Genomic DNA, 22744 nt, shown 5'->3' on the forward strand with positions numbered 1-22744 from the left:
ACATGTCAATCGAAATCAAAACGCCGACCTTCCCTGAATCCGTAGCCGACGGTACTGTAGCGACCTGGCACAAGCAGCCGGGTGAGGCTTGTTCAACCGATGAGCTGATCGTTGATATTGAAACAGATAAAGTTGTATTAGAAGTTGTAGCGCCGTCTGATGGTGTGATTAAAGAGATCATTAAAGGCGAAGGCGACACTGTATTAAGTGAAGAGATACTGGCTATCTTTGAAGCGGGTGCTGCGGCGTCTGCTGCCCCAGCGGCGGCTGCAACTGCAGCGCCGGCTGAAGCGGCGACAGATGCTGATAAAGTAGGCCCGGCTGCACGTAAACTGATCGAAGAGAACGGTCTGGTTGCAAGCGAGATTCCAGGTACGGGTAAGAATGGCGGTATCACCAAAGAAGATGTTGTTAACTTCCTTAAGAATAAGCCAGCTGCAGCACCTGCAGCGCCTGTTCAGGTTGATAATGCTGCTGCACTTAACATCGTTTCCGGTGAGCGTGTAGAAAAGCGTGTTCCAATGACTCGCCTGCGTGCCACGATTGCTAAGCGTCTGGTTGAAGCACAGCAGACAGCTGCCATGCTGACAACCTACAACGAAGTTAACATGAAGCCGGTTATGGAGCTGCGTAAGCAGTACAAAGACCTGTTCGAGAAGACCCATAACGGTACTCGACTTGGCTTTATGTCTTTCTTTGTTAAAGCGACTACTGAAGCGCTGAAGCGTTTCCCAGCTGTAAATGCCTCTATCGATGGTAATGATATGGTATACCACGGTTACCAGGATATCGGTGTAGCAGTTTCTACTTCGCGCGGTCTGATGGTGCCTGTGTTGCGTGATTGCGATGCTATGACGCTGGCAGATGTCGAGTCTACTATTGCTGATTTCGGTGCACGCGGCCGTGACGGAAAGCTTGGCTTGGATGATATGCAGGGCGGAACCTTTACTATCACTAACGGTGGCGTATTCGGCTCTCTGATGTCTACTCCGATCCTTAATCCGCCGCAGACTGCCATTCTGGGAATGCACAAAATCCAGGAGCGTCCGATGGCTGTTAATGGTCAGGTAGAAATCTTGCCGATGATGTATCTGGCGCTTTCCTACGACCATCGTATGATTGATGGTAAGGAAGCGGTACAATTCCTCGTGACTATTAAAGATCTTCTGGAAGATCCTGCACGTATGCTGCTGGAAGTCTGATTTAGTCCATTACTTGAACGAATTGATAGGTAGGAAATAATGTCAGATAAATTTGATGTAATCGTAGTAGGTGCGGGCCCTGGTGGTTACGTAGCTGCTATCCGCGCCGCTCAGCTGGGTCTTAAAACTGCGTGCGTAGAGAAGTGGGTTGATGCGAAAGGTGGTGCCGTTCTCGGTGGTACTTGTTTGAACGTGGGTTGTATCCCATCTAAAGCGCTGCTGGAGTCTACTCACCAGTTCCATAAAACACAGCACGCCGATGTGCACGGTATCCAGACTGGCGAAGTCAGTATGGATGTTAAGCAGATGGTTGCCCGTAAAGATAAGATTGTTGGCAACCTGACGATGGGTGTTGCGGGTTTATTTAAAGCCAATGGTGTTACTTTGCTGCAAGGCATGGGCAAGTTGCTGGCCAACAAGCAGGTTCAAGTGACTGCCGCTGACGGTGCTGCAACAGTTTATGATGCTGAAAATATTATTCTGGCATCGGGTTCTGTCCCTGTAAATATTCCGCCTGCACCGCTGACTGATGGTCTGATTCTGGACAACGAAGGCGCTTTGAATATCAATGAGACGCCTAAGCGTCTGGGTGTTATCGGAGCGGGTGTTATCGGACTTGAGATGGGCTCTGTATGGGCGCGTCTGGGTACTGAAGTTACCGTACTTGAAGCGATGGATGATTTCCTGGCGCTGGCGGATAAAGATGTTGCTAAAGAAGCGGCTAAGATCTTTAAGAAGCAGAAGCTGGACATTAAGCTGGGTGCGCGTTGTACCGGTACTGAGATTAACGGTCAGGAAGTGACGGTTAAGTATACTGATTCTGAAGGCGATAAAGAGCTGGTTGTTGACAAGCTTATTGTTGCTGTTGGCCGTCGTCCTTCAACGCAAGGTCTGCTGGCTGATGATTCCGGCGTTAAGCTGGATGAGCGTGGATTCATCTTCGTTGATGGCCAGTGTCGTACAGAAGCGCCGGGCGTATATGCTATCGGTGATTCAGTTCGTGGCCCGATGCTGGCGCACAAAGCCTCTGAAGAGGGCATCATGGTTGCGGATATTATTGCCGGTCACCATGCGCAGATGAATTACGATGTGATTCCTAACATCATCTACACTCACCCTGAGCTGGCGTGGGTTGGTAAGACTGAGCAGGAACTTAAAGCAGAAGGCGTAGCGGTTAAAGTGGGTAAGTTCCCATTTGCAGCGTCTGGCCGTGCGATGGCAGCAGATGATACTGATGGTTTCGTCAAAATGATTGCCGACGAAGCGACTGACCGCATTCTGGGTGTTCATATGGTTGGCGGTATCGCATCTGAGCTTATTGCTCAGGCAGCGATCGCAATGGAATTCGGCTCAACCGCTGAAGACTTGCAGCTAACTGTATTTGCGCATCCAACTGTATCGGAAGCTGTTCATGAAGCTGCACTTGCAGTAGATGGGCATGCTATCCATATGGCTAATCGCAAGAAGCGTAAGTAATCGTTAAAATGTCTTAAATTTCGACCGGGCCATCCCCGGTCGATTATTGTGTATACAGTAGTTTGTGTGCGCATTTGGGCTGTGAAAAGATACTCTCTCCATATCGTTTTGCAGGGTTCTCAAAAAAGTGTGAAAAAACGACGGATTAGAGCATGAATCTTCATGAGTACCAGGGCAAACAGCTGTTTGCTGAATATGGTCTGCCGGTTTCTAATGGAATCGCGGTAGATACTCCGGAAGCTGCTGCTGAAGCGGCTCTGAAAATTGGTGGTGACAAGTGGGTTGTTAAAACTCAGGTTCACGCAGGTGGTCGTGGTAAAGCTGGCGGTGTTAAGCTGGTTGATTCCCCTGCTGAAGCGCAAGCTTTCGCAGCTAACTGGCTGGGTAAGAACCTTGTTACTTTTCAGACTGACGCAAACGGTCAGCCTGTATCTAAAATTTTGGTAGAAGACTGCACAGATATTGCGAATGAGCTGTATCTGGGTGCGGTTGTTGACCGCTCTTCACGTCGTATCGTCTTTATGGCATCCACTGAAGGTGGTGTTGAGATCGAGAAAGTTGCGGAAGAAACGCCAGAAAAAATTCTGAAAGCGACTATTGATCCGGTTACCGGTGCGCAGCCTTATCAGGCACGTGACCTGGCATTCAAACTGGGTCTGGAAGGTGTTCAGATTAAGCAGTTTACTCAGATCTTCCTGGGTCTGGCTAAGATGTTTAAAGAAAAAGATCTGGCGCTGCTTGAAATCAACCCGCTGGTTATTACTGACGAAGGCAACCTTCACTGTCTGGACGCTAAAGTAGCGATCGACGGTAACTCAGTATACCGCCACAAAGATCTTCAGGCGATGCATGATGCATCACAGGAAGACGAGCGTGAAGCTCGTGCGGCGCAGTGGGATCTGAACTACGTTGCTCTGGATGGCAGCATTGGCTGTATGGTTAACGGTGCAGGCCTGGCAATGGGTACGATGGATATCGTCTCTCTGCACGGTGGCTTCCCGGCTAACTTCCTGGACGTTGGCGGCGGTGCGACTAAAGAGCGTGTAACCGAGGCTTTCAAGATTATCCTTGAAGACTCTAAGGTAAAAGCTGTTCTGGTTAACATCTTCGGCGGTATCGTACGTTGCGATCTGATTGCAGAAGGTATTATCGGTGCGGTTAAAGAAGTAGGCGTAGAAGTACCTGTAGTTGTACGTCTGGAAGGTAACAATGCAGAGCTGGGTTCTAAGCTATTGTCTGAGTCTGGTCTGGCTATCATTGCCGCTACCAGCCTGACTGATGCTGCTGAGCAAGCAGTTAAAGCAGCGGAGGGTAAATAACAATGTCCGTTCTGATTAATAAAGACACCAAGGTTATCTGTCAGGGTTTCACTGGTGGTCAGGGTACCTTCCACTCTGAACAAGCAATTGCTTACGGCACTAAGATGGTTGGTGGTGTAACTCCTGGTAAAGGCGGTTCTGAGCACCTGGGTTTGCCAGTGTTCAACACTGTTGCCGAAGCGGTTGCAGAAACTGGCGCTGAAGCATCTGTTATCTACGTACCTGCTGCTTTTTGTAAGGATTCAATCCTTGAAGCTGCAAACGGTGGTATCAAGCTGATCGTATGTATTACTGAACATATTCCAGTAATGGATATGCTTGAGTGTAAAGTTGTATGTGACGACCTGGGTGTACGCCTGGTTGGACCAAACTGCCCAGGTGTTATCACCCCGGGTGAGTGTAAGATCGGTATCATGCCTGGTCACATCCATCTGCCTGGTAAAGTGGGTATCGTATCCCGTTCAGGTACATTGACGTATGAAGCGGTTAAGCAGACAACTGATGCTGGCTTTGGTCAGTCTACTTGTGTAGGTATTGGTGGTGACCCAATCCCAGGCTCTAACTTCATCGATATTCTGGAAATGTTCCAGAATGATCCTCAGACTGAAGCGATTGTAATGATCGGTGAGATCGGTGGTTCAGCTGAAGAAGAAGCTGCAGATTACATCAAAGCTAACGTAACTAAGCCTGTTGTTTCTTACATTGCTGGTGTAACTGCACCTGCTGGTAAGCGTATGGGTCACGCTGGTGCGATCATCTCCGGTGGTAAGGGAACTGCAGACGAGAAGTTTGCTGCTCTTGAAGCTGCTGGCGTTAAGACTGTTCGCTCTCTGGCTCAGATTGCTGACGGCCTGCGTGAGATTACTGGCTGGAAATAATCGCTATGCGATTTTCTGGTGATTAGACGTGACAGTGTCACTTGCTGGTCGCCAGAAGCTATAAAAAAACCGCCTTAGGGCGGTTTTTTTGTTTTCATAATGAGTATCTTTTTAATCTCTTTTGGTTATAGCGTATTGTCTTGGTGCTAATCACTGACTTAATATCACTTGTCGATTCAATATATGAATCTTACTTCAGTGGTCTTTTACAAGGAGTTACAAGGGAATGAATAGTTTTAGACTGTTGCTGATCTCAGCATTGGTTTTGCTTATGACAGGTTGCGGTACATTAAAAGCTCCGGCTTACTCACCGGACTACCAGACGTTAGATAGTTTGAAGAATAATAAGTTAGTGAATGTCTCTGTTGCCCAAGTTGAGCCGCGTGATCCTAAGCATGAGGTGAATAAAATAGCCCTGAGAGCGATGTCTCTGGTTGCTGAGCAAGGCTCATTTTCAGCTTATCTAGAATCTGCTTTGATTGAGGACCTCTCGCAGATGGGGATATATCAAGCAGATTCAGATATCCAGATAAGCGTAGTGCTTGTTGAAAATAATATTGATATATCTAGTTTCTCAACTGGGGCAGGCAAGATGGTAATTAATCTTGAGGTTGTAAAATTAGGAAAGTCTACATTTCAAAAAGAGTATGTTGCCAAGACAGGGTTTGAGTCATCATTCGCTGGAGCTGTTGCTATACCAAAGGCACAGACTGAGTATCCGTTCTTAGTTCGCGCTGTATTAAAACAAGTTTATTCTGATTCTGCATTTATTAAGGAATTATCGTTATGAGCACCTGTGTTAAGTGTTTTCTCCCTAAAATCAAAGTGATCTTGATGGCTGCTCTGGCTGCGTTGGTAGTAGGATGTGCTCATCCGATTAATATCACCCAATTGGATGATCAAGCTGATTATGCTGGCGATAAGGTTTCTAAGACGGTTGCATATGTCATTACAGATGCTCAAAAGCAGGAAGAGGTTATTTCTGCTGGTGGTGGTGGTGATAAAGTAAGTTATTACCCATATAGGGATTTAGAAAAAACTATTCGCAGCGTATTGGGTTCTGTTTATGATGATGTTTATGCTATTAACAGTACTACTGACTTTAAGGCCATTGAGTCGAATAATATTCAGCTGATCTATGTTCCGGTGATTTCAACTTCATCTAGCTCAGAATCTATGTTTACCTGGCCTCCCACAAAGTTTACAGTGAACTTGTCTTGTTCGGTGAATGATGAAAAGGGACAAAATGTTGCTAATGTAACGGTTTCTGGTGAAGGCGCTGCTGAGTTTTCTGAATTCAAAAATGACTTTGGATTGTCTGCCCGGCGAGCATCTACCGACTTGGGTAACAAGTTCGCGTCTGCAATTAGGAAGCAAGAAGCAATTAAATAATTGTGTAAATTTGACCGATACTAAGGCCGCCTCTTATCGGTGGCTTTTTTTTGTCATAAAAAAGGAGAGTTTTTTTCTGAGTTCCGGATAGAATCAGGTAAATTTAAGATTAAATATCTATTGAGAGTTTTTTATGAGTCTGTTTTCTTCGATTAAATCGATATTTTCATCTGCGCCAAGCAGCCCTAAAGAGCCAGAAATATTACCATCTGAGGAGTATCAGGGCTTTACTATAACGCCCGCGCCTATTCAGGAAGATGGGGGGTATCGTGTAAATGGACTGATCACAAAGGGTGATCGGCAGCATGACTTTATTCGCGCTGATATGCTTCCTTCCAGTGACAGTTGTGGCGTGGAAATGGTCAGAAAGGCGAAGCAGATGATTGATCAGCAGGGTGATGGAATCTTTTAGTTGTTATGACACAAAAACAGCTATTCTCCCGCTACTTAAAAGACCTCAAACCGGGCCGTTTGGAGTGGATTGGGCTGCGACCAGGCCGTAAGCAGGCCGTGCAGGTTGTGGATTCTGTCCAGGCGTTGCAGAGCCTCGGGCTTGAAGGAGATCATCGTTGCAGCAAGACGCCGGGCTCTGCTCGTCAGGTTACGATAATATCCTCAGAATTTATCAAGATAATAGAAAGTTATACAGGTCTTGAGCATATAGATCCGGCGCTGTTGCGTCGTAATTTAGTGGTCAGTGGTATTAACCTTAATGCGTTGAGGCATCAGCGGTTTAAAATTGGCGCTGCTGTATTTGAAGCTACAGCCTTATGTCATCCCTGTGTGCGTATGGATCAGGCGCTGGGGCAGGGTGGTACGGCTGCAATGTTGGGGTATGGAGGCCTCTGTGCCCGTGTCATTCAGTCTGGGTGTGTGGTGGTTGGGGATCAATTGACGCCAGTGCAGAGTTGAGTGTTACTGCTTAGCTGAAGTTCACTTGTTAATTAAAGCGAGTAAAGGTCGTATGAGCAAAGCTAAGCCAATATTCTGGCGCGATGCACGAATGCCCTATGTTGAATTGCGCCTGGTTAGTGATGGGCGAGAGGTGTGCTATGCACCTCATAGTCATGCTCAGTGGTCAATCGGTGCAATTACCGGGGGCATAAGCACGTTTTGTTACCGGGATGATCGGTGTCAGGTGGGTGCCGGTGATCTTGTGTTGCTTAATCCTGACTGGGTTCATGCTTGCAACCCTATTGATGATCAGCCCTGGTCTTACTATATGCTTTATATCGATACTGAGTGGTTAGCAGTGCTGCGGTATCAATTGGGTGTGCTTGATGAGCCTGTGTGGGAGGATATTGGTACCGCTATCATTTCAGAGCATCAGTTTTATCTTGGGTATTGTCAGATGGCGTCCTGCCTGCTGAGTTCACAGATTGACTTGAAAGAAAAGCAAGCTGCTGTCATTGATTTTATATCAAGCCTGATGGAGGCTCTTGCTGGCAGATGTATTCAGCCAGCTCAGCAAATACCCAGTGTGTTGCTAAATCTTGCTGCTTATCTCGATGAGAACGCTGCAGAAGAGGTTTTGCTGGAAGATATGTGCCTTCGTTCGGGCTACAGCGCCGGACATCTTATCCGGACATTTAAACAGCATTTCAACTTAACGCCCCATGCATACCAAATAAATCGACGGATTCAGCGTGGACAGCGGGAATTAAAGAGGGGAAGACCGATTGCCGATGTTGCATTGGCAGAAGGCTTCACGGATCAGCCGCATTTTCAGCGTGTTTTTAAAAAGCTTGTGGCAGCTACTCCAAACCAGTACAGACAATCGTTACTCAGTAATGAGGTAAAAGCCGCTGATCACAAGTAATACCGCAAGCGTTCGATTGACTGTTTTAAGTATCGATGGCTGGGTGATATATCTACGTAAGAATGCGCCTGCATAAACCCAGCTTCCTAAAGATAGCCAGCAAATAGGCAGGTAAATTGCTGCAAAAATAAGCACCTGCTGAATTTCGTTACCGCTGGTGTAAGCCGCTATGCCGGATGCTGAAGCTAACCAGGCTTTGGGGTTTAGCCACTGCATCATCACGCCGACCATAAAGCCAGGGGCCTTCTCTGATTGTCTTTCTGGTAATTGACCGTCAAAGGCAGCCAGTTTGAAACTCAGATAAAACAAAAAAATAACCCCTCCCCAGCGTAGAAAGCTATGTAATGCGGGTATCATTTCAAGAGCGGTATAAAGGCCGAGTCCGATAGCGATAAGCAGGGCTACAAAGCCGAGAGTAGCGCCTGTGACAAATATCATTCCTTTGTAAACCGGGTGTTGGGTGCCGCTGCTCAGGCAGACCAGGTTGACTGGCCCGGGTGAAATGGATGCGGCAAGCGCAAAGGCTGACATAGATAAAATTATAGATAGACTCATTACATGCTCCTTCATGGAAGAGGTGAGTATGTAGTGATGCTTTAATCAGGTATTGAACAAAAGTGATGTTTATTCAGAATAGGTGTTCGAAGATGACAATATGTTATTTTTCAGTATTAGATGAGTGCTGTCTCTTGACCTGTCTACGGGTGATGCCCTGACACTGTCTCTGAATTGTTACGGAGGTGTTGATGTGCTGACTATTTCTGCGTTGGCTAAAAAGGCTAATTTGTCTCGTACTGCTGTTCTCTATTATGAGCGGGAAGGGTTATTGAAGCCTGCAGTAAGAGACGGTAATGGCTATCGGCTATATGGTCAGAAGGAATTGGAAAGGCTGGCGCTAATTGTTGATTATCGGGCGATGGGCGTGCCTGTGTCGGATATTGCTATTCTGCTAGAGGGTAGTGGCGAGGGGGAGCAAAAGCGAATTCTCCAGGGTCAACTCCATCGTCTACAGCAGGAAGTAGAACGGCTGCATCAGCAGCAAGTGGCGATTCTTCAATTTATTCAACAGCCAGATATTGCGGAGGACAGGATGGTGACTAAAGAGCGTTGGACAGAGATAATGAGCGCAGCGGGTTTAAGTGAAAATGATATGCATAACTGGCATATTCAGTTTGAAAAGCTGGAGCCAGGAGCTCATCAGGAATTTCTGGAATCGCTACAAATTGAGGTGGACGAAGTTCAGCGAATCAGGGTGTGGTCACGTTGTTAAGGCGTTGCTTTTGAAGAGAAAAAAAGAGAGCCATAAGGCTCTCTTTTTTGTCTAACAAGCGACGACGTCGCGGGTTAGTGCTTTGTTAAGCGTCACGACGTGGGCGAGGCTTACGTGGTGCGCCACGGTCGTTGCCGCCACGGCCTTTGCCTTTATACTCGCCACGTGGCTTGCGTGGAGCCGGGCGAGCGATTTCGCCTTCCATCAAGCTAATATCGATCTTCTTGCGACAGATGAATACACCTTTAAGCTGCTGCAGAACCTCAGGCGGCATGCCTTTTGGCAGTTGAACGGTGCTGTAGCTATCGTGTAAACGAATATCACCAATATGGCGGCTGTTGATATCAGCCTCGTTGGCGATAGCGCCAACGATGTTCTTAACCTGTACGCCATCACTGCGACCTACTTCCAGGCGATAAACATCCAGGTCAGCATAGTTGATGCGTTCACGTTTTTCACCGCGATCGTTATCGCGATCATCACGTTCACGGCGTGGACGAGGTTCCGGCTCAGGCGGCAGAATTAAAGGTTTCTCTTTTTGTGCCATGTATAACAGGGCTGAGGCCAGATCCAGCGTTTCCAGTTCAGTATCAACCGCTAGCTGATCAACCAGTTCACGGTAAGGAGCGATATCTTCTTTGCTGACGATATTGCTTACTTGTTCGCGGAAAGATTCGAGACGCTTGTTTTGAACCAGATCGCGTGATGGAAGATCCATCTGCTTGATCGGTTGGCGTGTAGCGCGCTCAATCTGCTTCAGCAGGCGGCGCTCACGCGGAGCAACAAATAGAATTGCTTTGCCATCGCGTCCGGCGCGGCCGGTACGACCAATACGGTGGACATAAGCTTCGGTATCATAAGGAATGTCGTAGTTTACAACCAGACCAACACGTTCTACGTCGAGGCCTCGGGCAGCAACGTCAGTTGCTACCAGAATGTCCAGCTTGGCGTCTTTCAGGCGCTGTACGGTGCGCTCCCGAAGTTGCTGGTTCATATCGCCATTCAATGCAGCAGCAGCATAGCCACGGGCTTCAAGCTTTTCAGCCAGCTCAGTGGTGGCTGTTTTGGTGCGGGCGAAGATAATGATACCGCCAAATTCATCTGTTTCCAGGATGCGCACCAGCGCATCAAGCTTGTTAGTGCCAGAAACGATCCAGCACTTCTGCTCGATATTTTCCATCGTGGTGGTTTTGGAAGCGATTTTAACTTCCTGAGGCTCGCGCATGTAACGTTTTGTGATACGACGAATCTGCTCAGGCATAGTTGCTGAGAATAGCGCTGTTTGGCGCGTAGCCGGGGTTTTAGCCATGATGGTTTCGACATCATCAATAAAGCCCATGCGCAGCATTTCGTCGGCTTCGTCCAGTACCATTGCCTGAAGCTCGTCCAGCTTCAGAGTGCCGCGGTCCAGGTGGTCCATGACACGGCCTGGTGTACCAACAACAACGTGTGGGCCACGGCGCAATTGTTTTAACTGTAGCGTGTAGCTCTGGCCGCCGTAGATTGGTAGAACATGGAAGCCGGGAATGTGACGTGCATATGCTTGAAAGGCTTCTGCTACCTGAACCGCAAGCTCGCGTGTTGGAGCCAGTACCAGTACCTGAGGTTTGTTGTTCTTCAGATCGATACGGCTTAGCAGGGGCAGTGCAAATGCAGCTGTCTTACCGGTACCTGTTTGTGCCATCCCCAGAACATCCTGCCCGTTCAGCAGCAATGGGATACATTCAGCCTGGATTGGAGAAGGTGTTTCGTAACCAAGCTCTGTAATGGATTTAAGAACGGTAGAGGGGAGTTCAAGATCGCTAAACGCGACTGGTGTGTCTGACATGTTTGAAGGTACCGGAAGGATGGAATTGTAAAACGCGAAATTATACGCCTGTTACGGGATAAAAGCCCGTCTTTTATAGCGTTCGTTTGCTAATAGTCGATATTTTATTCGAACAGTTGAATGTCGTCATACCAGCTAAGATAGCTTTGACCGCCATTGTCGCTGTCGGTCATGATGGCGATCGCTTCAAGCTCAGTGTAGATTTCGCCAAATGCGGCTTTAAGATCGTTTTGGATGTTACGATTATGATCCACCCACTGGCCAAGATCTGTGGTGCCACTATCGAGTGCCCACATGTAGGCTCTGTCAGTGTAAGCATTGAGCCAGGTGGTGTTGACGGGTTGATTATTCGACCATACGTATACAAGTGTGCGTTTTTGCCAAAAGAAAGGCCCGTCCGAAACCACGATGTAGACCCGGGCAGGAAAGTCGTCCCCGGCTTTCGTCGTTTCTGTAGCTGTAGGCCAGACTTTGCTTATTTTCCAACGCCAGTTCAGGGTTGTATTGTCATTAATTGGAATTTTTTTCTTAAAGAAAAGTCCGGATGCGCTGCCATCGGACCTGGCTTCCAGGATTTCGTTATCGCCTTCGGTGATGATGGCGTATTGGCTGTTTCCGGAAAAACTTTCACTCTGCCACTGATTAATGCCTGATGGATCAAATTTGGGGATATCGGTTGCTACAGCTTGTGCTGGCAGGGTTGTAGTTAAAAATGTCAGTAGAATCGAGAATGTCGCGAGATGTAAAGTTGTCATAAAGGATGCTCTGAATATTATATAAAGCTTTACAGACTAAAAAATCAACTATACTGATGTTACGTTTAGGATCAGTGTATCAGAGTTTTAGCGCCTATTTTCCCTTCTGGCAAAACTCTGTTTTGGTCTGCTGTCATAGTGAGTAAGTTGCTTCCCGGTAATCTGCTTACAGGTGACAGGTAATACTGGTCTATAACTGCGAGTGAAAGGGCTGCTGGTGCGTTCCCCTTGCCTTGGCAGCTTATTATCGTTATGTTCTTCACTCGCTAAGAGGCCTGGTTATCCAGGCCTCTTGCCGTTTGTAAGCAGGCTTTTTGGGTAATTAAGAGATGTGTTCTCATGGCGCAGAATCCGGCGTATGAAATGATATGGCAGGTGGTTGGGGCTATCCCGTCCGGGAAGGTAGCTACCTACGGTCAGGTTGCTGAGTTAGCGGGTATTCCGGGGGCGGCAAGAATGGTGGGGCGTTGTCTGAGTCAGCTTCCCGGTGACAGTCAGTTGCCCTGGTTCAGGGTGATTAATGCCAGTGGTAAGATCTCGTTGCCGGTTGATAGTGAAGGTTACCAAAAGCAGCGTGCATTACTGCAAGAGGAGGGTGTTGTAGTGTTGAATGGCCGGATTAGTCTGGCAAAATTCAGGTGGTAGATGTGCGCTGTAATTAAGAGTGCTGCTTACCGGGATTGGATTTAGATTTTATGGCCGGTTTTTGTCTTCTATCTGTGCAATAAGCAGGTCAAGTTTGTGTTCCAGCTGTTTATTATGCTGCAGTATCTCTTCATTTTGTCGGCGCAGTTCTCTGTTTCTTACGTTGGTATCGGCAAAGCCAATCATTTTGCTGGCAATCTGTGCGCCGATAAAGCCGACGATGCCGACGCCGATGTAAAACATCAAAGCAACGATTAATCGCCCACCCTGACTGACCGGGTAGAAGTCACCGAAGCCAATGGTGCTGGCGCTCATCTGCAATGCCCAGAATGCATCGCTGTAAGTCAGAATGTTGGCTCCAGGATGGAGTTGTTCAAACCAGAGTAGTGGTACTGATAGGATGGCAATAAGGCTGTAAAGCAGGATGAAAGCCAGAAAGCCGAGAAATACAGTGCCATAATTTCTGACATTGTATTCATCGGTAGAGTAAATATATCGCTTAACCATTGTCTTCTTTTTTTAAAACCGGTTAGTCGAGTTGATTGGCGTCTATATCAAAGGGGAAGCAGCCAACAAAATTGACATATTCATCCTGAAATATATGAGTCTTCTTTGCTCTGTATTCAAAATCAAATAATAAGATTAACCAGCTGATTTTTTTATCGCCAATCTTTTCAATTTTTTTGATAACGGCTTCGCCGTAGGAGCCGGACCATGAGCAGGGCCCGATAATGTCTTTGGTGGGAGCGCAGCCAGTTTCGCAACCGTTGGTCTCCATGTTTTCAGGATCGTAACTTATAATCTGATAGTTTTTGGCCCACTGGTCAAGACCTTGTTCGTCTTCTTCGAAGTAGCTATCGGGAATGCTTGCGTAGTCGGCAGTAGAGTACCAGACAGAAACGATACCTTCTTTTTCAAAATTCATGTGTGGGTCTCGGTCAGCGTGTGCCATAGCGAGCGGATATCACTGATATCCTGTTCACTTAGTTTGTCGACTTTAAATGCATCGTTAAGGCTGTGTTCCACCTGTTGATCAAACTGTTCTGCTGTATCACCTTGTTCGGCGCTGGCCAGGCTGATATGCCCCAGTAAATAGCTACAAAGAAACAGTTGCTCAGGTTCGGCGCCTGATTCCATTGTGATCAGGTGGTTATACAGGCTGTCTGCCTGTTGCTGATATGGGTTCATCAGTGATCCGTAAATTCGAGTTTGTCGAGGAGCAGGCTGTACTCTTTGCCGCTTTTCTCAACTTGTTGTAGTTTGACCACCATGTAGCCCAGCTCGGGTGCGCACCAGATATAGGTGTTGCGCTTGCTGTTGGTACCGCGGTCTCGCTGAACCTTTATCGCTTCAAATGTTCCGACCGGTGTAGTGACAGTTTCAGTGCCAAGGCGGATAAAAGGATAGGTTTTCAGTTTGCCGCCGTCGGCTACCTTATAGGCCAGAGTCTCTTTGCCAGCAGCCAGATCCAGTCTTAATTGCATGTGATAGCTGAGACTATCCTGAGTCCCTAATGGAACATCCATAGTCCAGGGCTTATTAGCAATATCATTAAGAACTGTCTGTGTGCTCCAGTTAAATTGCAGTACCGCGTCCTTATTGCTGCCTATTAGCTTTCGGTGATATTCATAATGGTTAGGCTGGATGCTTTGATCCTGAATGGAGAACTCAGTGAACTCGTTAACTTTGGCGATCAAAGCTTCAGCGGTCAGTGATAGCGTCCACTGATCGCCATTTCGTTTGAGTTCACGAACAGCGTTTCCGCCGAAGGATATACCCATATCCCATTGGGCTTTGTAGACTGCTTTGTAAGGTTTCAGCAGGTCGGCTGCCTGACCTGGCAGGGCCAGAGTAAACAGTAGCGTTGAGATAATTAGGCTGGGTAATCGCATCGGTTACTCCTGAGTAAATTGATATCCTTCAGGGGGCAGATTATCGCCATCGAGCTGAACCGTTCCTGAAACAGGAAGCGTTAAGCGGTCAGCACAAAACCATTCTACCGCAAGTGGGTAAATTTGATGCTCAGAACGATGGATGCGCTGTTGCAAACTATCGGCGCAATCTGTTGCCAGAATATCGATCGGCGCTTGTATTGCCAATGGTCCGCCATCCAGTTCTTCGGTAACAAAGTGGACTGTACAGCCATGCTGTTTGTCGCCGGCTTCCAGTGCGCGCTGATGCGTATGTAACCCTTTGTACTTGGGTAACAGGGAGGGATGGATGTTAAACATCCTGCCCTGATAATGGCGCACGAATTCAGGTGTCAGTATCCGCATAAACCCGGCAAGAACAATTAGATCGGGATTGTGGGCGTCGATTGATTGCATCATCGCTGCATCGAAGCTTTCCCGGTCGTCAAAGTCTTTGTGGCTGATGACTATTTGAGGAATGCCCGCTTTTTGCGCTCGTTCCAGACCAAATACGCCTTCTTTATTGCTGAGTACCGCAGCGATGCGACCATTGATCTGGCCGCTCGCGATAGCATCGATGATCGCCTGCAGATTTGAACCGCTGCCGGAAATCAGGACTACAATGCTTTTTTCTGCCATTCTCAGGCCTCCAGGCCTACTAATTCAACCTGTTCTTCGCCTTCAGCTGCGGCGGCGATTACGCCCGCGATGAATGGTTCTTCACCCGCCTCTTTGAGGATCTGTAAAGCTTGATCAGCGGTGTCAGCGGGTACGCAGATGATCATGCCAACGCCACAGTTGAGGGTGCGGTACATTTCGCGAGAATCGACATTGCCCAGCTTTTGAATCCAGCTAAACACCTCTGGCATTTTCCAGCTGTTAATATCGACGACTGCCTTAGCACTTTGAGGCAGTACACGAGGAATGTTTTCCAACAGGCCGCCACCGGTGATGTGGGACAGTGCATTTACCTGGCTGTTTTTGATCAGCTCCAGAACCGGTTTAACATAGATGCGGGTTGGTTCCATGAGCGCTTCGGTCAGAGGCTTTCCGTCAACAGTACCACTGAGGTCGGCATCACGTACTTCTATAATTTTGCGGATCAGAGAGTAACCGTTCGAATGAGGGCCGGACGATGGCAAGCCGATAAGCTTGTCGCCGACGCTTACTTTTGAGCCGTCAATGATAGCGTCTTTTTCTACCACGCCGACACAGAAGCCGGCCAGATCGTAATCTTCACCTTCGTACATGCCAGGCATTTCAGCTGTTTCGCCACCAACTAATGCGGCGCCAGACAGTTCACAGCCTGTGCCTATACCGGTTACAACGTCGGCAGCTACGTCGATGTTTAGCTTTCCTGTTGCATAATAATCGAGGAAAAAGAGCGGCTCTGCGCCTGCTACAATTAAATCGTTTACGCACATAGCCACTAAATCGATGCCTATAGTGTCATGTTTGTTCAGGTCCATCGCCAGACGCAGTTTAGTACCAACACCGTCAGTGCCCGAAACCAATACCGGCTTCTTATAGCCTTCTGGAATCTCGCACAGGGCTCCAAATCCACCCAGACCGCCCATTACTTCAGGACGGGCAGTGCGTTTCGCAACACCTTTAATGCGGTCAATCAGTGCGTTTCCTGCGTCAATATCGACGCCGGCGTCTTTGTAGCTGATAGATGAGTTATTGTCAGTAGCAGACATAATATGTGTAGACCTGTTCGTGGTGATTTACAGATAGAAAAATTTGAGGCGTATTCTATCAGGTTGCTGGTGAGGCGGCTATTGTGTGTTAAAGTTTATGCCGTTTTTAAAGGATACTTTTTTTTAGACCGTCTGGATTACAATGCCGACGGCAAAACAGGACGATAAACCAATCATGATGCGTACACTTTGTAACGGCATGTTAGTGCTGATTCTAACAGGCTTATGCAGTCTGACACAGGCGGCTACTGTGAGTGGGTTGTATATTGCAGAGCTATTGGTGCCGGAACAGCAGGCTCAACCAGCCGATACACAGTTGCAACAGGGCTTAAAAAGAGTGCTGGTCAAGGTGTCTGGACGTAGCCAGGTGATTAATAAACCTGCAGTTGTTGAAGCGCTACGTCGTCCGGCAGTGCTATTAAGTCAGTTCCGTTATCAATCAACTCAAACCCCTGTAGCCGCTGGCGACGGTCGTGAAGTTTTAGGCCAGTTGTTGTTACTCGAATTCGATCCGGTGCTCATTGATCAACTACTGCAAAGTGCAGGGATGCAAGCTATCGGTCATGCCCGCCCAGTAATGATGGTCTGGCTGGCAGCTCAGCGAGATAATGCTGCAAGGGATTTTGTTGCCCCAGAAAGCAAGCTCTATACCGAACTGGCCCAGCTGGCTAAGGCGCGCGGTTTACCATTGGATGCACCACTGTTGGATCTTAATGACCAGACCGCGTTGAATGTCAGTGATTTGTGGGGGTTCTTCAGGGAGCCGATAGAAGAAGCATCGGACAGATATAAGCCGGAAGCGATTCTGGCAGGTCGCCTGATTCAAGGTAAGAGTGGCGGCTGGCAAACGGAATGGTTGTTACTCAAGGATGGTCAGGCCCGCTCATTCTCGCCGACGGGCGCTTTGTCAAATCAGTTCCAGCAGGTGATCAATGAATCGGCTGATTTTGTTTTATCTTCATTAGGTTCATCCCGGTTTAACTATGTTGAAACAGGGTTGCAACTTGAGGTTACTAATATTGATGGCGTCGATGACTATCTTCAGTTGCTGGATTACCTGAATCAGTTACCACCAGTTGAAGCGATCAGAGTGAGTGTTGTAGATGCGGACCGGGTGCTTTTCCGGGTAGAACTGCAGGGGGGCGTGCAGGCGATGGAGCAGGCTGTTCGACTGAACCCCAGGATGTCACCGATGCCTCGTATCGGCGGTAGCACTGCTGATCCGATACTTGCTTATCGCTGGCAGGAATAGAAGGTCTTAATCCTGAGGATGAACAGGGAGTTTTTATGAGTGATTCACAGCGCTGGTTTTTTCTAATATTTGTACTGGTTTCAGGTTTTTTAATCTACCTGCTACAACCGATTCTATCGCCATTTTTGATTGCTGCTTTGCTTGCCTATCTGGCGGACCCTATGGCGGATAAGCTGGAATTGAAAGGGTTAAGCCGCACCCTGGCTGTAGTTGTTGTTTTTTTGGTGATGACCACAGTGATGCTGTTATTAGTGGTTTGGTTATTGCCGAAGCTTGGGCATCAGATTCAGGTGATGATTAAACTGGTGCCGGCAGTTTTCACTATGGCTCAAACGGTCTGGATTCCCTGGCTTGAAACTAATACAGGTGTTTCGCTGACAGGCTTTGATCTGGAAAGCATTAAGTTATTAATGACGGGTCATTGGCAACAGACAGGAGGCCTGGTGAAAGATCTTTTTAGCAGCGTGTCTCAGTCAGGCATGGCGCTGGCGGCCTGGGTTGCTAATATAGTGTTGATCCCCGTCGTTATGTTTTACCTGTTGAGAGACTGGGACCTGATGATGGAGCGGATCGGCCACCTGCTTCCCCGTAACATCGAACAAAAGGTTAAGCTTTGGGCGCAAGAGTGTGATGAGGTGTTGGGTGCCTTTATAAAAGGGCAGCTCTTAGTCATGCTAGCGCTGGGTATTATTTATTCACTTGGGTTGTGGTCAGTCGGGCTGGATCTGGCGCTGCTGGTTGGTATGCTGGCAGGGTTGGCAAGCATCGTGCCTTATATGGGCTTTATTGTCGGTATTGTTGCGGCGGCTGTTGCTGCTATGCTGCAGTTTAATGATCTGACAATGCTGGCCTGGGTTGGAGCTGTATTTGCAGTGGGGCAGGCGTTGGAAGGGATGGTACTGACACCCTTGTTGGTAGGGGATCGTATCGGACTTCATCCGGTTGCTGTAATTTTTGCAATAATGGCAGGAGGGCAACTGTTTGGTTTTGTGGGGATTTTGATTGCACTTCCCGTAGCGGCGGTTATTATGGTGCTCCTTCGTCACCTGCATCAGGGATATAAAAGCAGTAAGTTGTATGATTGCTGAGCAGGCTGCAGACAGTTATGCAGATTTTTATATAAATATTTGAGTTAAAAAAGCCTGAGATTAACGTCTCAGGCCACAACAAGTACTGATATTGAATGAGTAGTCCAAAACCCTTTCAGATTCCCCTGGGTATCACTCTGCGGGATGATGCCCGTTTTGAAAACTTCCTCAGCCAGGGGAATGAATTACTGTGTAATACTCTGGACCAGGCGGCCCATGGAGAGGGTGAGCAGTTCCTCTATATATGGGGTAATCACGACAGTGGTTGCTCTCATCTGTTACAGGCGGTCTGTCATGCCTCCGACCCTGCGGGCCGCACAGCGGTGTACCTGCCGTTGGATGAATTGATTGATATGGGGCCGGGTGTTCTGGATGGTATGGAACACCTTGATCTGGTCTGCCTGGACAACATTCAAACCATTGTCGGCAACAAGCTCTGGGAAGAGGGTGTATTCCATTTCTTTAACCGGATACGGGCAGAAAATAATCGACTCTTGGTGGCGGCAGATCGGGCGCCACGTCAACTGGGGCTTAATCTCGCAGACCTTGCTTCCCGGCTAAGCTGGGGTATGGTGTTTCAGGTTCACAATCTGGATGATGAAGGTAAAGTGCGGGTGCTACAGATACGTGCACAGGCGCGGGGTTTTGCCATCAGTGATGAGGTGGCCCGTTTTCTAATGCACCGCTCTAGTCGCAGTATGGCTGACCTGTTTGATCTGTTAGATAAACTGGATTCAGCCTCTTTAAGTGCTAAGCGCAAAGTAACAATTCCTTTTGTGAAACAGGTTCTGGATCTGTAATCGGATGAGCTCCCCATCATGAATATCTTTCTGGCAGGATTTCCCTCCGAGGCAACGGCTGATGATCTGAGAAATCTGTTATCGCGCTATGTGAAATTAGAAACACTTGAATTGATAGCGGGCGATTTACCAGAGCAAACAGTTGCCGTGTTAACCATTGATGCAACCAATGCGGAAGCGCATTGGGTGAGTCGACGTTTAACCGGGTTATACTGGCGCGGCCATACTTTGCGGGCATACGTCGGATTATTTTAGAGGCCCCGCTATGTCAGCATACAAGTTGTTAGTACGCAAAGACGATTATTTGATTATTAACAAAGCTCCGGGTGTGTCTGTGCACCGTGATCAGTCCGAGACAGGCCTGTTAGAGCAGATCCGTGCGGATCTCGGTTGTGCTCCACTGTATCTGGTCCACCGTCTGGACAAAATGACGTCTGGGATACTGCTGCTGGCCTGTAATGCTGAAGCGGCTTCCTATCTGTCCCGGCAGTTTCAGGAACGACAGGTGAATAAATACTATCTCGCTCTGTCCGATCAGAAGCCGCGCAAGAAACAAGGACTAATTAAAGGGGATATGGAGCGCACCCGTCGGGGCAGTTGGAAGTTAAGTACGACCACTCATAATCCCGCGATTACCCGTTTTTTTAGTTGTTCTGTAGAGCCAGGGTTGAGGCTTTTCCTGCTTAAGCCGCTGACGGGTAAAACACACCAGCTGCGGGTTGCTTTAAAAAGTATCGGCGCGGCTATTATTGGTGATGACCGCTACCATGGGGTTTCAGCGGAGCCTATGGATCGCGGCTATCTGCATGCCTGGTCGCTGGCCTTTGAGTGGCAGGGTGAGCGTTGTGAGTATCTTTGTGACCCGGATGTCGGTGAGCTATATCAGCGTGCATCAGTTAAGCAGCAGCTATTATGCTGGCAACCGCCAGGTGAGCAGCCCTGGCCAAAACCTTAATATGAGTGGTGTAATGCAGGACGAACGAATCGAACGAGACTTTAGTGCCCGGAGTGAAGAGGAACAACAGGCTTTTCTGGAGCAGACCTGGTGTGACCAGTGTCAGGAAGTTAATCTGGGTATGACGAACCCCAATGAATATCTGTTTAAAGGCATCATCTTTATTGAGGGTGAGTGTAATCGCTGTGGGCATGTTGTGCTTACAGAACTGACTGAAGACGACTTTTAGGATCGGTTATTACGTATGTCTGACTCTTTTCAACAACGATTTGGGGGCACTCAACGGCTTTATGGTGTGGAAGCTGTAGAGCTGTTCCGTCAGTCTAATATCTGTGTGATCGGCATCGGGGGCGTTGGTTCCTGGGCAGCGGAAGCTCTGACGAGGTCGGCTATAGGGCAGATTACATTGATCGATCTTGACGACATCTGTATCACTAATACCAACCGTCAGATTCATGCGCTGGAAGGTACGGTGGGTGAGCCGAAAGTTGAGGTGATGGCCGAGCGAATTCGACAGATAAATCCAGAGTGTCAGGTCAATGTGATTGATGATTTTATTACGCTGGATAATATTCCCGAACTGATCGGCAAGCAGTTCAGTTATGTTGTTGATTGTATCGATAGTGTCAACGAGAAGGCAGCACTGATAGCTCACTGTAAGCGCAGTAAAATTCCTGTGATTACCGTAGGTGGTGCGGGTGGGCAATCAGATCCTACGCAGATCTCTATCGTCGATTTGAGTAAAACGAATCATGACCCCCTGGCCGCTAAAACCCGCTCCTTGCTACGTCGCTTCTATAATTTCAGTAAAAGTGGTCGCCGCTTTGCGGTGGACTGCGTCTATTCCACCGAGCAGTTGGTATATCCCCAGCCAGATGGCAGTGTCTGTCAGTTAAAATCGACAGAGGATGGCAATACCCGTCTTGATTGCAGTGGTGGCTTTGGTGCTTCTACCTGCGTAACCGCTACGTTTGGCTTTGTTGCAGTGTCTCGAGTACTACAAAAGATGCTGGAACGGGCCGCCCGCGAGAAGAAGGCCGCTAAGAAGGACTGATTACCTATTCTGGGAGGGTATCCTGCCGGAGGTGTTGATCTTTACAGGCAGCTGTTTATTCTGTGTTGTAATCTCAACGCAAATGGATAGTTTGCAATTTCTATGTCTTCTATATTTTCAAATGGATTCTATAAGGCTGTTTTTGACGCCTGCAGTGATGCTATCTACGTGATAGAGCCGCAAAGCTCGAAGATTGTAGATGCGAATACCAGGGCGTGGCTCGATCTGGGGATGAGTCGTGAGCAACTGCTGGAGCATAGCGTTGTTACCCTGCAGAATGATGTTGAAAATGAAGAACACTGGGAAATGATCGCAGCTGAGATTATAAAAGCTGATCCTTTTACTTTTATTGGGCGTCACTGTCATCAGGACGGTACGTTTTTCCCGGTTGAAGTCTATACCAGTGTGGTCGAATTTGAAGGTCGACAGCTCTTTATCTCTATTGCACGTAATCTTGATCTGACCACCTCTCAGAGAGAGGAGTTCCGTACAAAAGATGCCCGATTAACCTATGCGTTGAATGAGGCGGCAGATGGTCTTTGGGACTGGAATGTGACAACCGGAGAGGTTTTTTTCTCACCTCAGCTTAAACGGATGCTGGGATATCTGCCCCATGAGATGACGCCTACTCTGGAAACCTGGGCGGATTCCATTCATGAGTCAGATAAGACGCGTGTACTGGACAGTCTAGATAGCCACTTGAATGGTCATGCTGATAGTTACAAAGCAGAATATCAGATTCGGAGTCGCTCAGGAGACTACATCTGGGTGCGGGACCGTGGCCGGGTGTGTCAGCGAAATGAAGCGGGTGAGGCGGTACGCGTTGTCGGTATGTGTCACGACATAACTCACAGTAAAGGCCTTGAAGAGCAGTTGCGTGAACAGGCCAGTCACGATGATCTGACCGGTTTGCTGAATCGGCGAGCCGGCTATATCCATTTTAAGCAACAACTCAGTTATGCGCAGCGTTATCAGCAGCAACTGACGGTTTGTCTTATCGATCTGGATCATTTCAAATCGGTTAACGATAACTATGGGCACCTTGTCGGTGATGCGGTGTTAGCGCATTTCGTTGGCCTCATGCGCCATACTCTGCGCAAGTCAGATTCGCTTATGCGCTGGGGCGGGGAAGAGTTCTTACTGTTATTGCCGAATACCGATTCTGAAAGTGCAATCAAGCGGATCAACAAGCTTAAAGATGAAATTAAGGAAAACCCGGTTACATTAGAAGGTGGGGAACTGAGCTATACCTTCAGTGCCGGTCTGGCAGGCTATCCGGGTCACTCTCAGACATTTGATGGGCTGATTAAGTGTGCTGATGATGCGTTGTACCGTGCCAAAGAATCAGGCCGTAACCTCATCTTGATCAGTGAAGATAATCGTAACGTTGAGTAAACAGAA

At 48.0% G+C, this 22744-nt stretch carries 28 protein-coding genes; 19 read left to right on the top strand and 9 right to left on the bottom strand.

The features are described 5' to 3' along the window. The first annotated feature begins 2 nt into the window (after positions 1–2). The 9 genes from odhB to AMJAP_RS07265 all read left to right on the top strand — a co-directional run bounded on the left by odhB (position 3) and on the right by AMJAP_RS07265 (position 8086). Positions 3–1202, top strand: a complete 1200-nt coding sequence (gene odhB / locus AMJAP_RS07225; protein ID WP_019621585.1) for a 2-oxoglutarate dehydrogenase complex dihydrolipoyllysine-residue succinyltransferase — start codon at positions 3–5, stop codon at positions 1200–1202. A 39-nt stretch (positions 1203–1241) separates the two neighbouring features. After that, entirely contained in the window at positions 1242–2678 is a 1437-nt protein-coding gene (gene lpdA / locus AMJAP_RS07230; RefSeq protein ID WP_019621586.1) for a dihydrolipoyl dehydrogenase, read from the top strand. A gap of 152 nt (positions 2679–2830) precedes the next feature. Next, positions 2831–3997, top strand: a complete 1167-nt coding sequence (gene sucC / locus AMJAP_RS07235) for an ADP-forming succinate--CoA ligase subunit beta (protein ID WP_019621587.1) — start codon at positions 2831–2833, stop codon at positions 3995–3997. A 2-nt stretch (positions 3998–3999) separates the two neighbouring features. Continuing rightward, complete coding sequence (sucD, locus tag AMJAP_RS07240; RefSeq protein WP_019621588.1) at positions 4000–4875, top strand: succinate--CoA ligase subunit alpha; 876 nt, start codon at positions 4000–4002, stop codon at positions 4873–4875. A 226-nt stretch (positions 4876–5101) separates the two neighbouring features. After that, positions 5102–5665: a hypothetical protein gene (locus tag AMJAP_RS07245; RefSeq protein WP_019621589.1), complete on the top strand. Its 564-nt coding sequence runs from the start codon at positions 5102–5104 to the stop codon at positions 5663–5665. Further along, complete coding sequence (locus AMJAP_RS07250; RefSeq protein WP_019621590.1) at positions 5662–6267, top strand: hypothetical protein; 606 nt, start codon at positions 5662–5664, stop codon at positions 6265–6267. The genes AMJAP_RS07245 and AMJAP_RS07250 overlap by 4 nt, the downstream gene beginning before the upstream one ends. Before the next feature lie 133 nt (positions 6268–6400). After that, positions 6401–6679 carry an HlyU family transcriptional regulator gene (locus tag AMJAP_RS07255; protein WP_019621591.1) on the top strand — a complete coding sequence of 93 codons (279 nt, stop codon included), beginning with the start codon at positions 6401–6403 and terminating at the stop codon, positions 6677–6679. A gap of 5 nt (positions 6680–6684) precedes the next feature. Continuing rightward, a complete protein-coding gene (locus AMJAP_RS07260) occupies positions 6685–7179 on the top strand; it encodes an MOSC domain-containing protein (protein WP_019621592.1) in 495 nt (164 codons plus the stop codon). Between the two features lie 52 nt (positions 7180–7231). Next, positions 7232–8086, top strand: coding sequence for an AraC family transcriptional regulator (locus AMJAP_RS07265; RefSeq protein ID WP_019621593.1), 855 nt, complete (start codon positions 7232–7234; stop codon positions 8084–8086). Here the strand turns inward: AMJAP_RS07265 and AMJAP_RS07270 are convergent. Then, positions 8048–8641 (bottom strand): LysE family translocator, encoded by a 594-nt coding sequence (locus tag AMJAP_RS07270; RefSeq protein ID WP_019621594.1) that lies wholly within the window; start codon positions 8639–8641, stop codon positions 8048–8050. The genes AMJAP_RS07265 and AMJAP_RS07270 overlap by 39 nt on opposite strands. A 124-nt stretch (positions 8642–8765) precedes the next feature. On the opposite strand from AMJAP_RS07270, the gene AMJAP_RS07275 reads away from it, so the two are divergent. Then, the gene (locus AMJAP_RS07275; RefSeq protein WP_019621595.1) at positions 8766–9356 is read left to right on the top strand and encodes a MerR family transcriptional regulator; all 591 of its coding nucleotides are present in this window, start codon (positions 8766–8768) and stop codon (positions 9354–9356) included. Between the two features lie 85 nt (positions 9357–9441). Here AMJAP_RS07275 and AMJAP_RS07280 read toward each other — a convergent pair whose 3' ends face one another. Both AMJAP_RS07280 and AMJAP_RS07285 read right to left on the bottom strand, forming a co-directional pair. Continuing rightward, a complete protein-coding gene (locus AMJAP_RS07280) occupies positions 9442–11184 on the bottom strand; it encodes a DEAD/DEAH box helicase (protein WP_019621596.1) in 1743 nt (580 codons plus the stop codon). 104 nt (positions 11185–11288) lie between these two features. Beyond that, entirely contained in the window at positions 11289–11939 is a 651-nt protein-coding gene (locus AMJAP_RS07285) for a DUF3047 domain-containing protein (RefSeq protein WP_019621597.1), read from the bottom strand. A gap of 339 nt (positions 11940–12278) precedes the next feature. Between AMJAP_RS07285 and AMJAP_RS07290 the strand changes: the two genes are divergently transcribed. Then, positions 12279–12584, top strand: coding sequence for an MGMT family protein (locus tag AMJAP_RS07290; protein WP_019621598.1), 306 nt, complete (start codon positions 12279–12281; stop codon positions 12582–12584). Positions 12585–12632: 48 nt separating this feature from the next. On the opposite strand, the gene AMJAP_RS07295 is transcribed toward AMJAP_RS07290, so the two are convergent. The 6 genes from AMJAP_RS07295 to purM are packed head-to-tail and all read right to left on the bottom strand — an operon-like array spanning position 12633 to position 16194. After that, positions 12633–13091, bottom strand: coding sequence for a potassium channel family protein (locus AMJAP_RS07295; protein ID WP_019621599.1), 459 nt, complete (start codon positions 13089–13091; stop codon positions 12633–12635). 22 nt (positions 13092–13113) lie between these two features. Next, positions 13114–13509: an immunity 22 family protein gene (locus tag AMJAP_RS07300; RefSeq protein WP_019621600.1), complete on the bottom strand. Its 396-nt coding sequence runs from the start codon at positions 13507–13509 to the stop codon at positions 13114–13116. After that, the gene (locus AMJAP_RS07305; protein WP_019621601.1) at positions 13506–13772 is read right to left on the bottom strand and encodes a YfcL family protein; all 267 of its coding nucleotides are present in this window, start codon (positions 13770–13772) and stop codon (positions 13506–13508) included. Before AMJAP_RS07305 ends, AMJAP_RS07300 begins: the two co-directional genes overlap by 4 nt. Beyond that, positions 13772–14476, bottom strand: coding sequence for a DUF3108 domain-containing protein (locus AMJAP_RS07310; protein WP_019621602.1), 705 nt, complete (start codon positions 14474–14476; stop codon positions 13772–13774). Before AMJAP_RS07310 ends, AMJAP_RS07305 begins: the two co-directional genes overlap by 1 nt. Positions 14477–14479: 3 nt before the next feature. Further along, a complete protein-coding gene (gene purN / locus AMJAP_RS07315) occupies positions 14480–15133 on the bottom strand; it encodes a phosphoribosylglycinamide formyltransferase (RefSeq protein ID WP_019621603.1) in 654 nt (217 codons plus the stop codon). A gap of 2 nt (positions 15134–15135) precedes the next feature. After that, entirely contained in the window at positions 15136–16194 is a 1059-nt protein-coding gene (gene purM / locus AMJAP_RS07320) for a phosphoribosylformylglycinamidine cyclo-ligase (RefSeq protein ID WP_019621604.1), read from the bottom strand. A 142-nt stretch (positions 16195–16336) separates the two neighbouring features. Here purM and AMJAP_RS07325 point away from each other — a divergent pair, with 142 nt between their 5' ends. The 8 genes from AMJAP_RS07325 to AMJAP_RS07360 all read left to right on the top strand — a co-directional run bounded on the left by AMJAP_RS07325 (position 16337) and on the right by AMJAP_RS07360 (position 22738). Beyond that, a complete protein-coding gene (locus tag AMJAP_RS07325; protein WP_019621605.1) occupies positions 16337–17446 on the top strand; it encodes a DUF2066 domain-containing protein in 1110 nt (369 codons plus the stop codon). 35 nt (positions 17447–17481) lie between these two features. Next, the gene (locus tag AMJAP_RS07330; protein ID WP_019621606.1) at positions 17482–18534 is read left to right on the top strand and encodes an AI-2E family transporter; all 1053 of its coding nucleotides are present in this window, start codon (positions 17482–17484) and stop codon (positions 18532–18534) included. A gap of 95 nt (positions 18535–18629) precedes the next feature. After that, entirely contained in the window at positions 18630–19334 is a 705-nt protein-coding gene (hda, locus tag AMJAP_RS07335; protein ID WP_019621607.1) for a DnaA regulatory inactivator Hda, read from the top strand. 18 nt (positions 19335–19352) lie between these two features. Beyond that, positions 19353–19589, top strand: coding sequence for an RNA-binding protein (locus tag AMJAP_RS07340; RefSeq protein WP_019621608.1), 237 nt, complete (start codon positions 19353–19355; stop codon positions 19587–19589). A 10-nt stretch (positions 19590–19599) separates the two neighbouring features. After that, entirely contained in the window at positions 19600–20289 is a 690-nt protein-coding gene (locus AMJAP_RS07345) for a TIGR01621 family pseudouridine synthase (RefSeq protein ID WP_019621609.1), read from the top strand. Position 20290: 1 nt separating this feature from the next. Further along, positions 20291–20518, top strand: coding sequence for a hypothetical protein (locus tag AMJAP_RS07350; protein WP_169336952.1), 228 nt, complete (start codon positions 20291–20293; stop codon positions 20516–20518). Positions 20519–20533: 15 nt separating this feature from the next. Next, a complete protein-coding gene (gene tcdA / locus AMJAP_RS07355) occupies positions 20534–21343 on the top strand; it encodes a tRNA cyclic N6-threonylcarbamoyladenosine(37) synthase TcdA (RefSeq protein WP_019621611.1) in 810 nt (269 codons plus the stop codon). 102 nt (positions 21344–21445) lie between these two features. After that, positions 21446–22738, top strand: a complete 1293-nt coding sequence (locus tag AMJAP_RS07360; protein WP_019621612.1) for a sensor domain-containing diguanylate cyclase — start codon at positions 21446–21448, stop codon at positions 22736–22738. Positions 22739–22744: the final 6 nt, after the last annotated feature.

The sequence above is a fragment of the Amphritea japonica ATCC BAA-1530 genome (assembly GCF_016592435.1).
In the GTDB taxonomy this organism is placed as follows: Bacteria; Pseudomonadota; Gammaproteobacteria; order Pseudomonadales; family Balneatricaceae; genus Amphritea; species Amphritea japonica.

Bases quoted from the DNA above. Each gene is read 5' to 3' on its own strand.
- odhB (WP_019621585.1), top strand. From the start codon at position 3: ATGTCAATCGAAATCAAAACGCCGACCTTCCCTGAATCCGTAGCCGAC.
- lpdA (WP_019621586.1), top strand. From the start codon at position 1,242: ATGTCAGATAAATTTGATGTAATCGTAGTAGGTGCGGGCCCTGGTGGT.
- sucC (WP_019621587.1), top strand. From the start codon at position 2,831: ATGAATCTTCATGAGTACCAGGGCAAACAGCTGTTTGCTGAATATGGT.
- sucD (WP_019621588.1), top strand. From the start codon at position 4,000: ATGTCCGTTCTGATTAATAAAGACACCAAGGTTATCTGTCAGGGTTTC.
- AMJAP_RS07245 (WP_019621589.1), top strand. From the start codon at position 5,102: ATGAATAGTTTTAGACTGTTGCTGATCTCAGCATTGGTTTTGCTTATG.
- AMJAP_RS07250 (WP_019621590.1), top strand. From the start codon at position 5,662: ATGAGCACCTGTGTTAAGTGTTTTCTCCCTAAAATCAAAGTGATCTTG.
- AMJAP_RS07255 (WP_019621591.1), top strand. From the start codon at position 6,401: ATGAGTCTGTTTTCTTCGATTAAATCGATATTTTCATCTGCGCCAAGC.
- AMJAP_RS07260 (WP_019621592.1), top strand. From the start codon at position 6,685: ATGACACAAAAACAGCTATTCTCCCGCTACTTAAAAGACCTCAAACCG.
- AMJAP_RS07265 (WP_019621593.1), top strand. From the start codon at position 7,232: ATGAGCAAAGCTAAGCCAATATTCTGGCGCGATGCACGAATGCCCTAT.
- AMJAP_RS07270 (WP_019621594.1), bottom strand. From the start codon at position 8,641: ATGAGTCTATCTATAATTTTATCTATGTCAGCCTTTGCGCTTGCCGCA.
- AMJAP_RS07280 (WP_019621596.1), bottom strand. From the start codon at position 11,184: ATGTCAGACACACCAGTCGCGTTTAGCGATCTTGAACTCCCCTCTACC.
- AMJAP_RS07285 (WP_019621597.1), bottom strand. From the start codon at position 11,939: ATGACAACTTTACATCTCGCGACATTCTCGATTCTACTGACATTTTTA.
- AMJAP_RS07290 (WP_019621598.1), top strand. From the start codon at position 12,279: ATGGCGCAGAATCCGGCGTATGAAATGATATGGCAGGTGGTTGGGGCT.
- AMJAP_RS07295 (WP_019621599.1), bottom strand. From the start codon at position 13,091: ATGGTTAAGCGATATATTTACTCTACCGATGAATACAATGTCAGAAAT.
- AMJAP_RS07300 (WP_019621600.1), bottom strand. From the start codon at position 13,509: ATGAATTTTGAAAAAGAAGGTATCGTTTCTGTCTGGTACTCTACTGCC.
- AMJAP_RS07305 (WP_019621601.1), bottom strand. From the start codon at position 13,772: ATGAACCCATATCAGCAACAGGCAGACAGCCTGTATAACCACCTGATC.
- AMJAP_RS07310 (WP_019621602.1), bottom strand. From the start codon at position 14,476: ATGCGATTACCCAGCCTAATTATCTCAACGCTACTGTTTACTCTGGCC.
- purN (WP_019621603.1), bottom strand. From the start codon at position 15,133: ATGGCAGAAAAAAGCATTGTAGTCCTGATTTCCGGCAGCGGTTCAAAT.
- purM (WP_019621604.1), bottom strand. From the start codon at position 16,194: ATGTCTGCTACTGACAATAACTCATCTATCAGCTACAAAGACGCCGGC.
- AMJAP_RS07325 (WP_019621605.1), top strand. From the start codon at position 16,337: ATGCCGACGGCAAAACAGGACGATAAACCAATCATGATGCGTACACTT.
- AMJAP_RS07330 (WP_019621606.1), top strand. From the start codon at position 17,482: ATGAGTGATTCACAGCGCTGGTTTTTTCTAATATTTGTACTGGTTTCA.
- hda (WP_019621607.1), top strand. From the start codon at position 18,630: ATGAGTAGTCCAAAACCCTTTCAGATTCCCCTGGGTATCACTCTGCGG.
- AMJAP_RS07340 (WP_019621608.1), top strand. From the start codon at position 19,353: ATGAATATCTTTCTGGCAGGATTTCCCTCCGAGGCAACGGCTGATGAT.
- AMJAP_RS07345 (WP_019621609.1), top strand. From the start codon at position 19,600: ATGTCAGCATACAAGTTGTTAGTACGCAAAGACGATTATTTGATTATT.
- AMJAP_RS07350 (WP_169336952.1), top strand. From the start codon at position 20,291: ATGAGTGGTGTAATGCAGGACGAACGAATCGAACGAGACTTTAGTGCC.
- tcdA (WP_019621611.1), top strand. From the start codon at position 20,534: ATGTCTGACTCTTTTCAACAACGATTTGGGGGCACTCAACGGCTTTAT.
- AMJAP_RS07360 (WP_019621612.1), top strand. From the start codon at position 21,446: ATGTCTTCTATATTTTCAAATGGATTCTATAAGGCTGTTTTTGACGCC.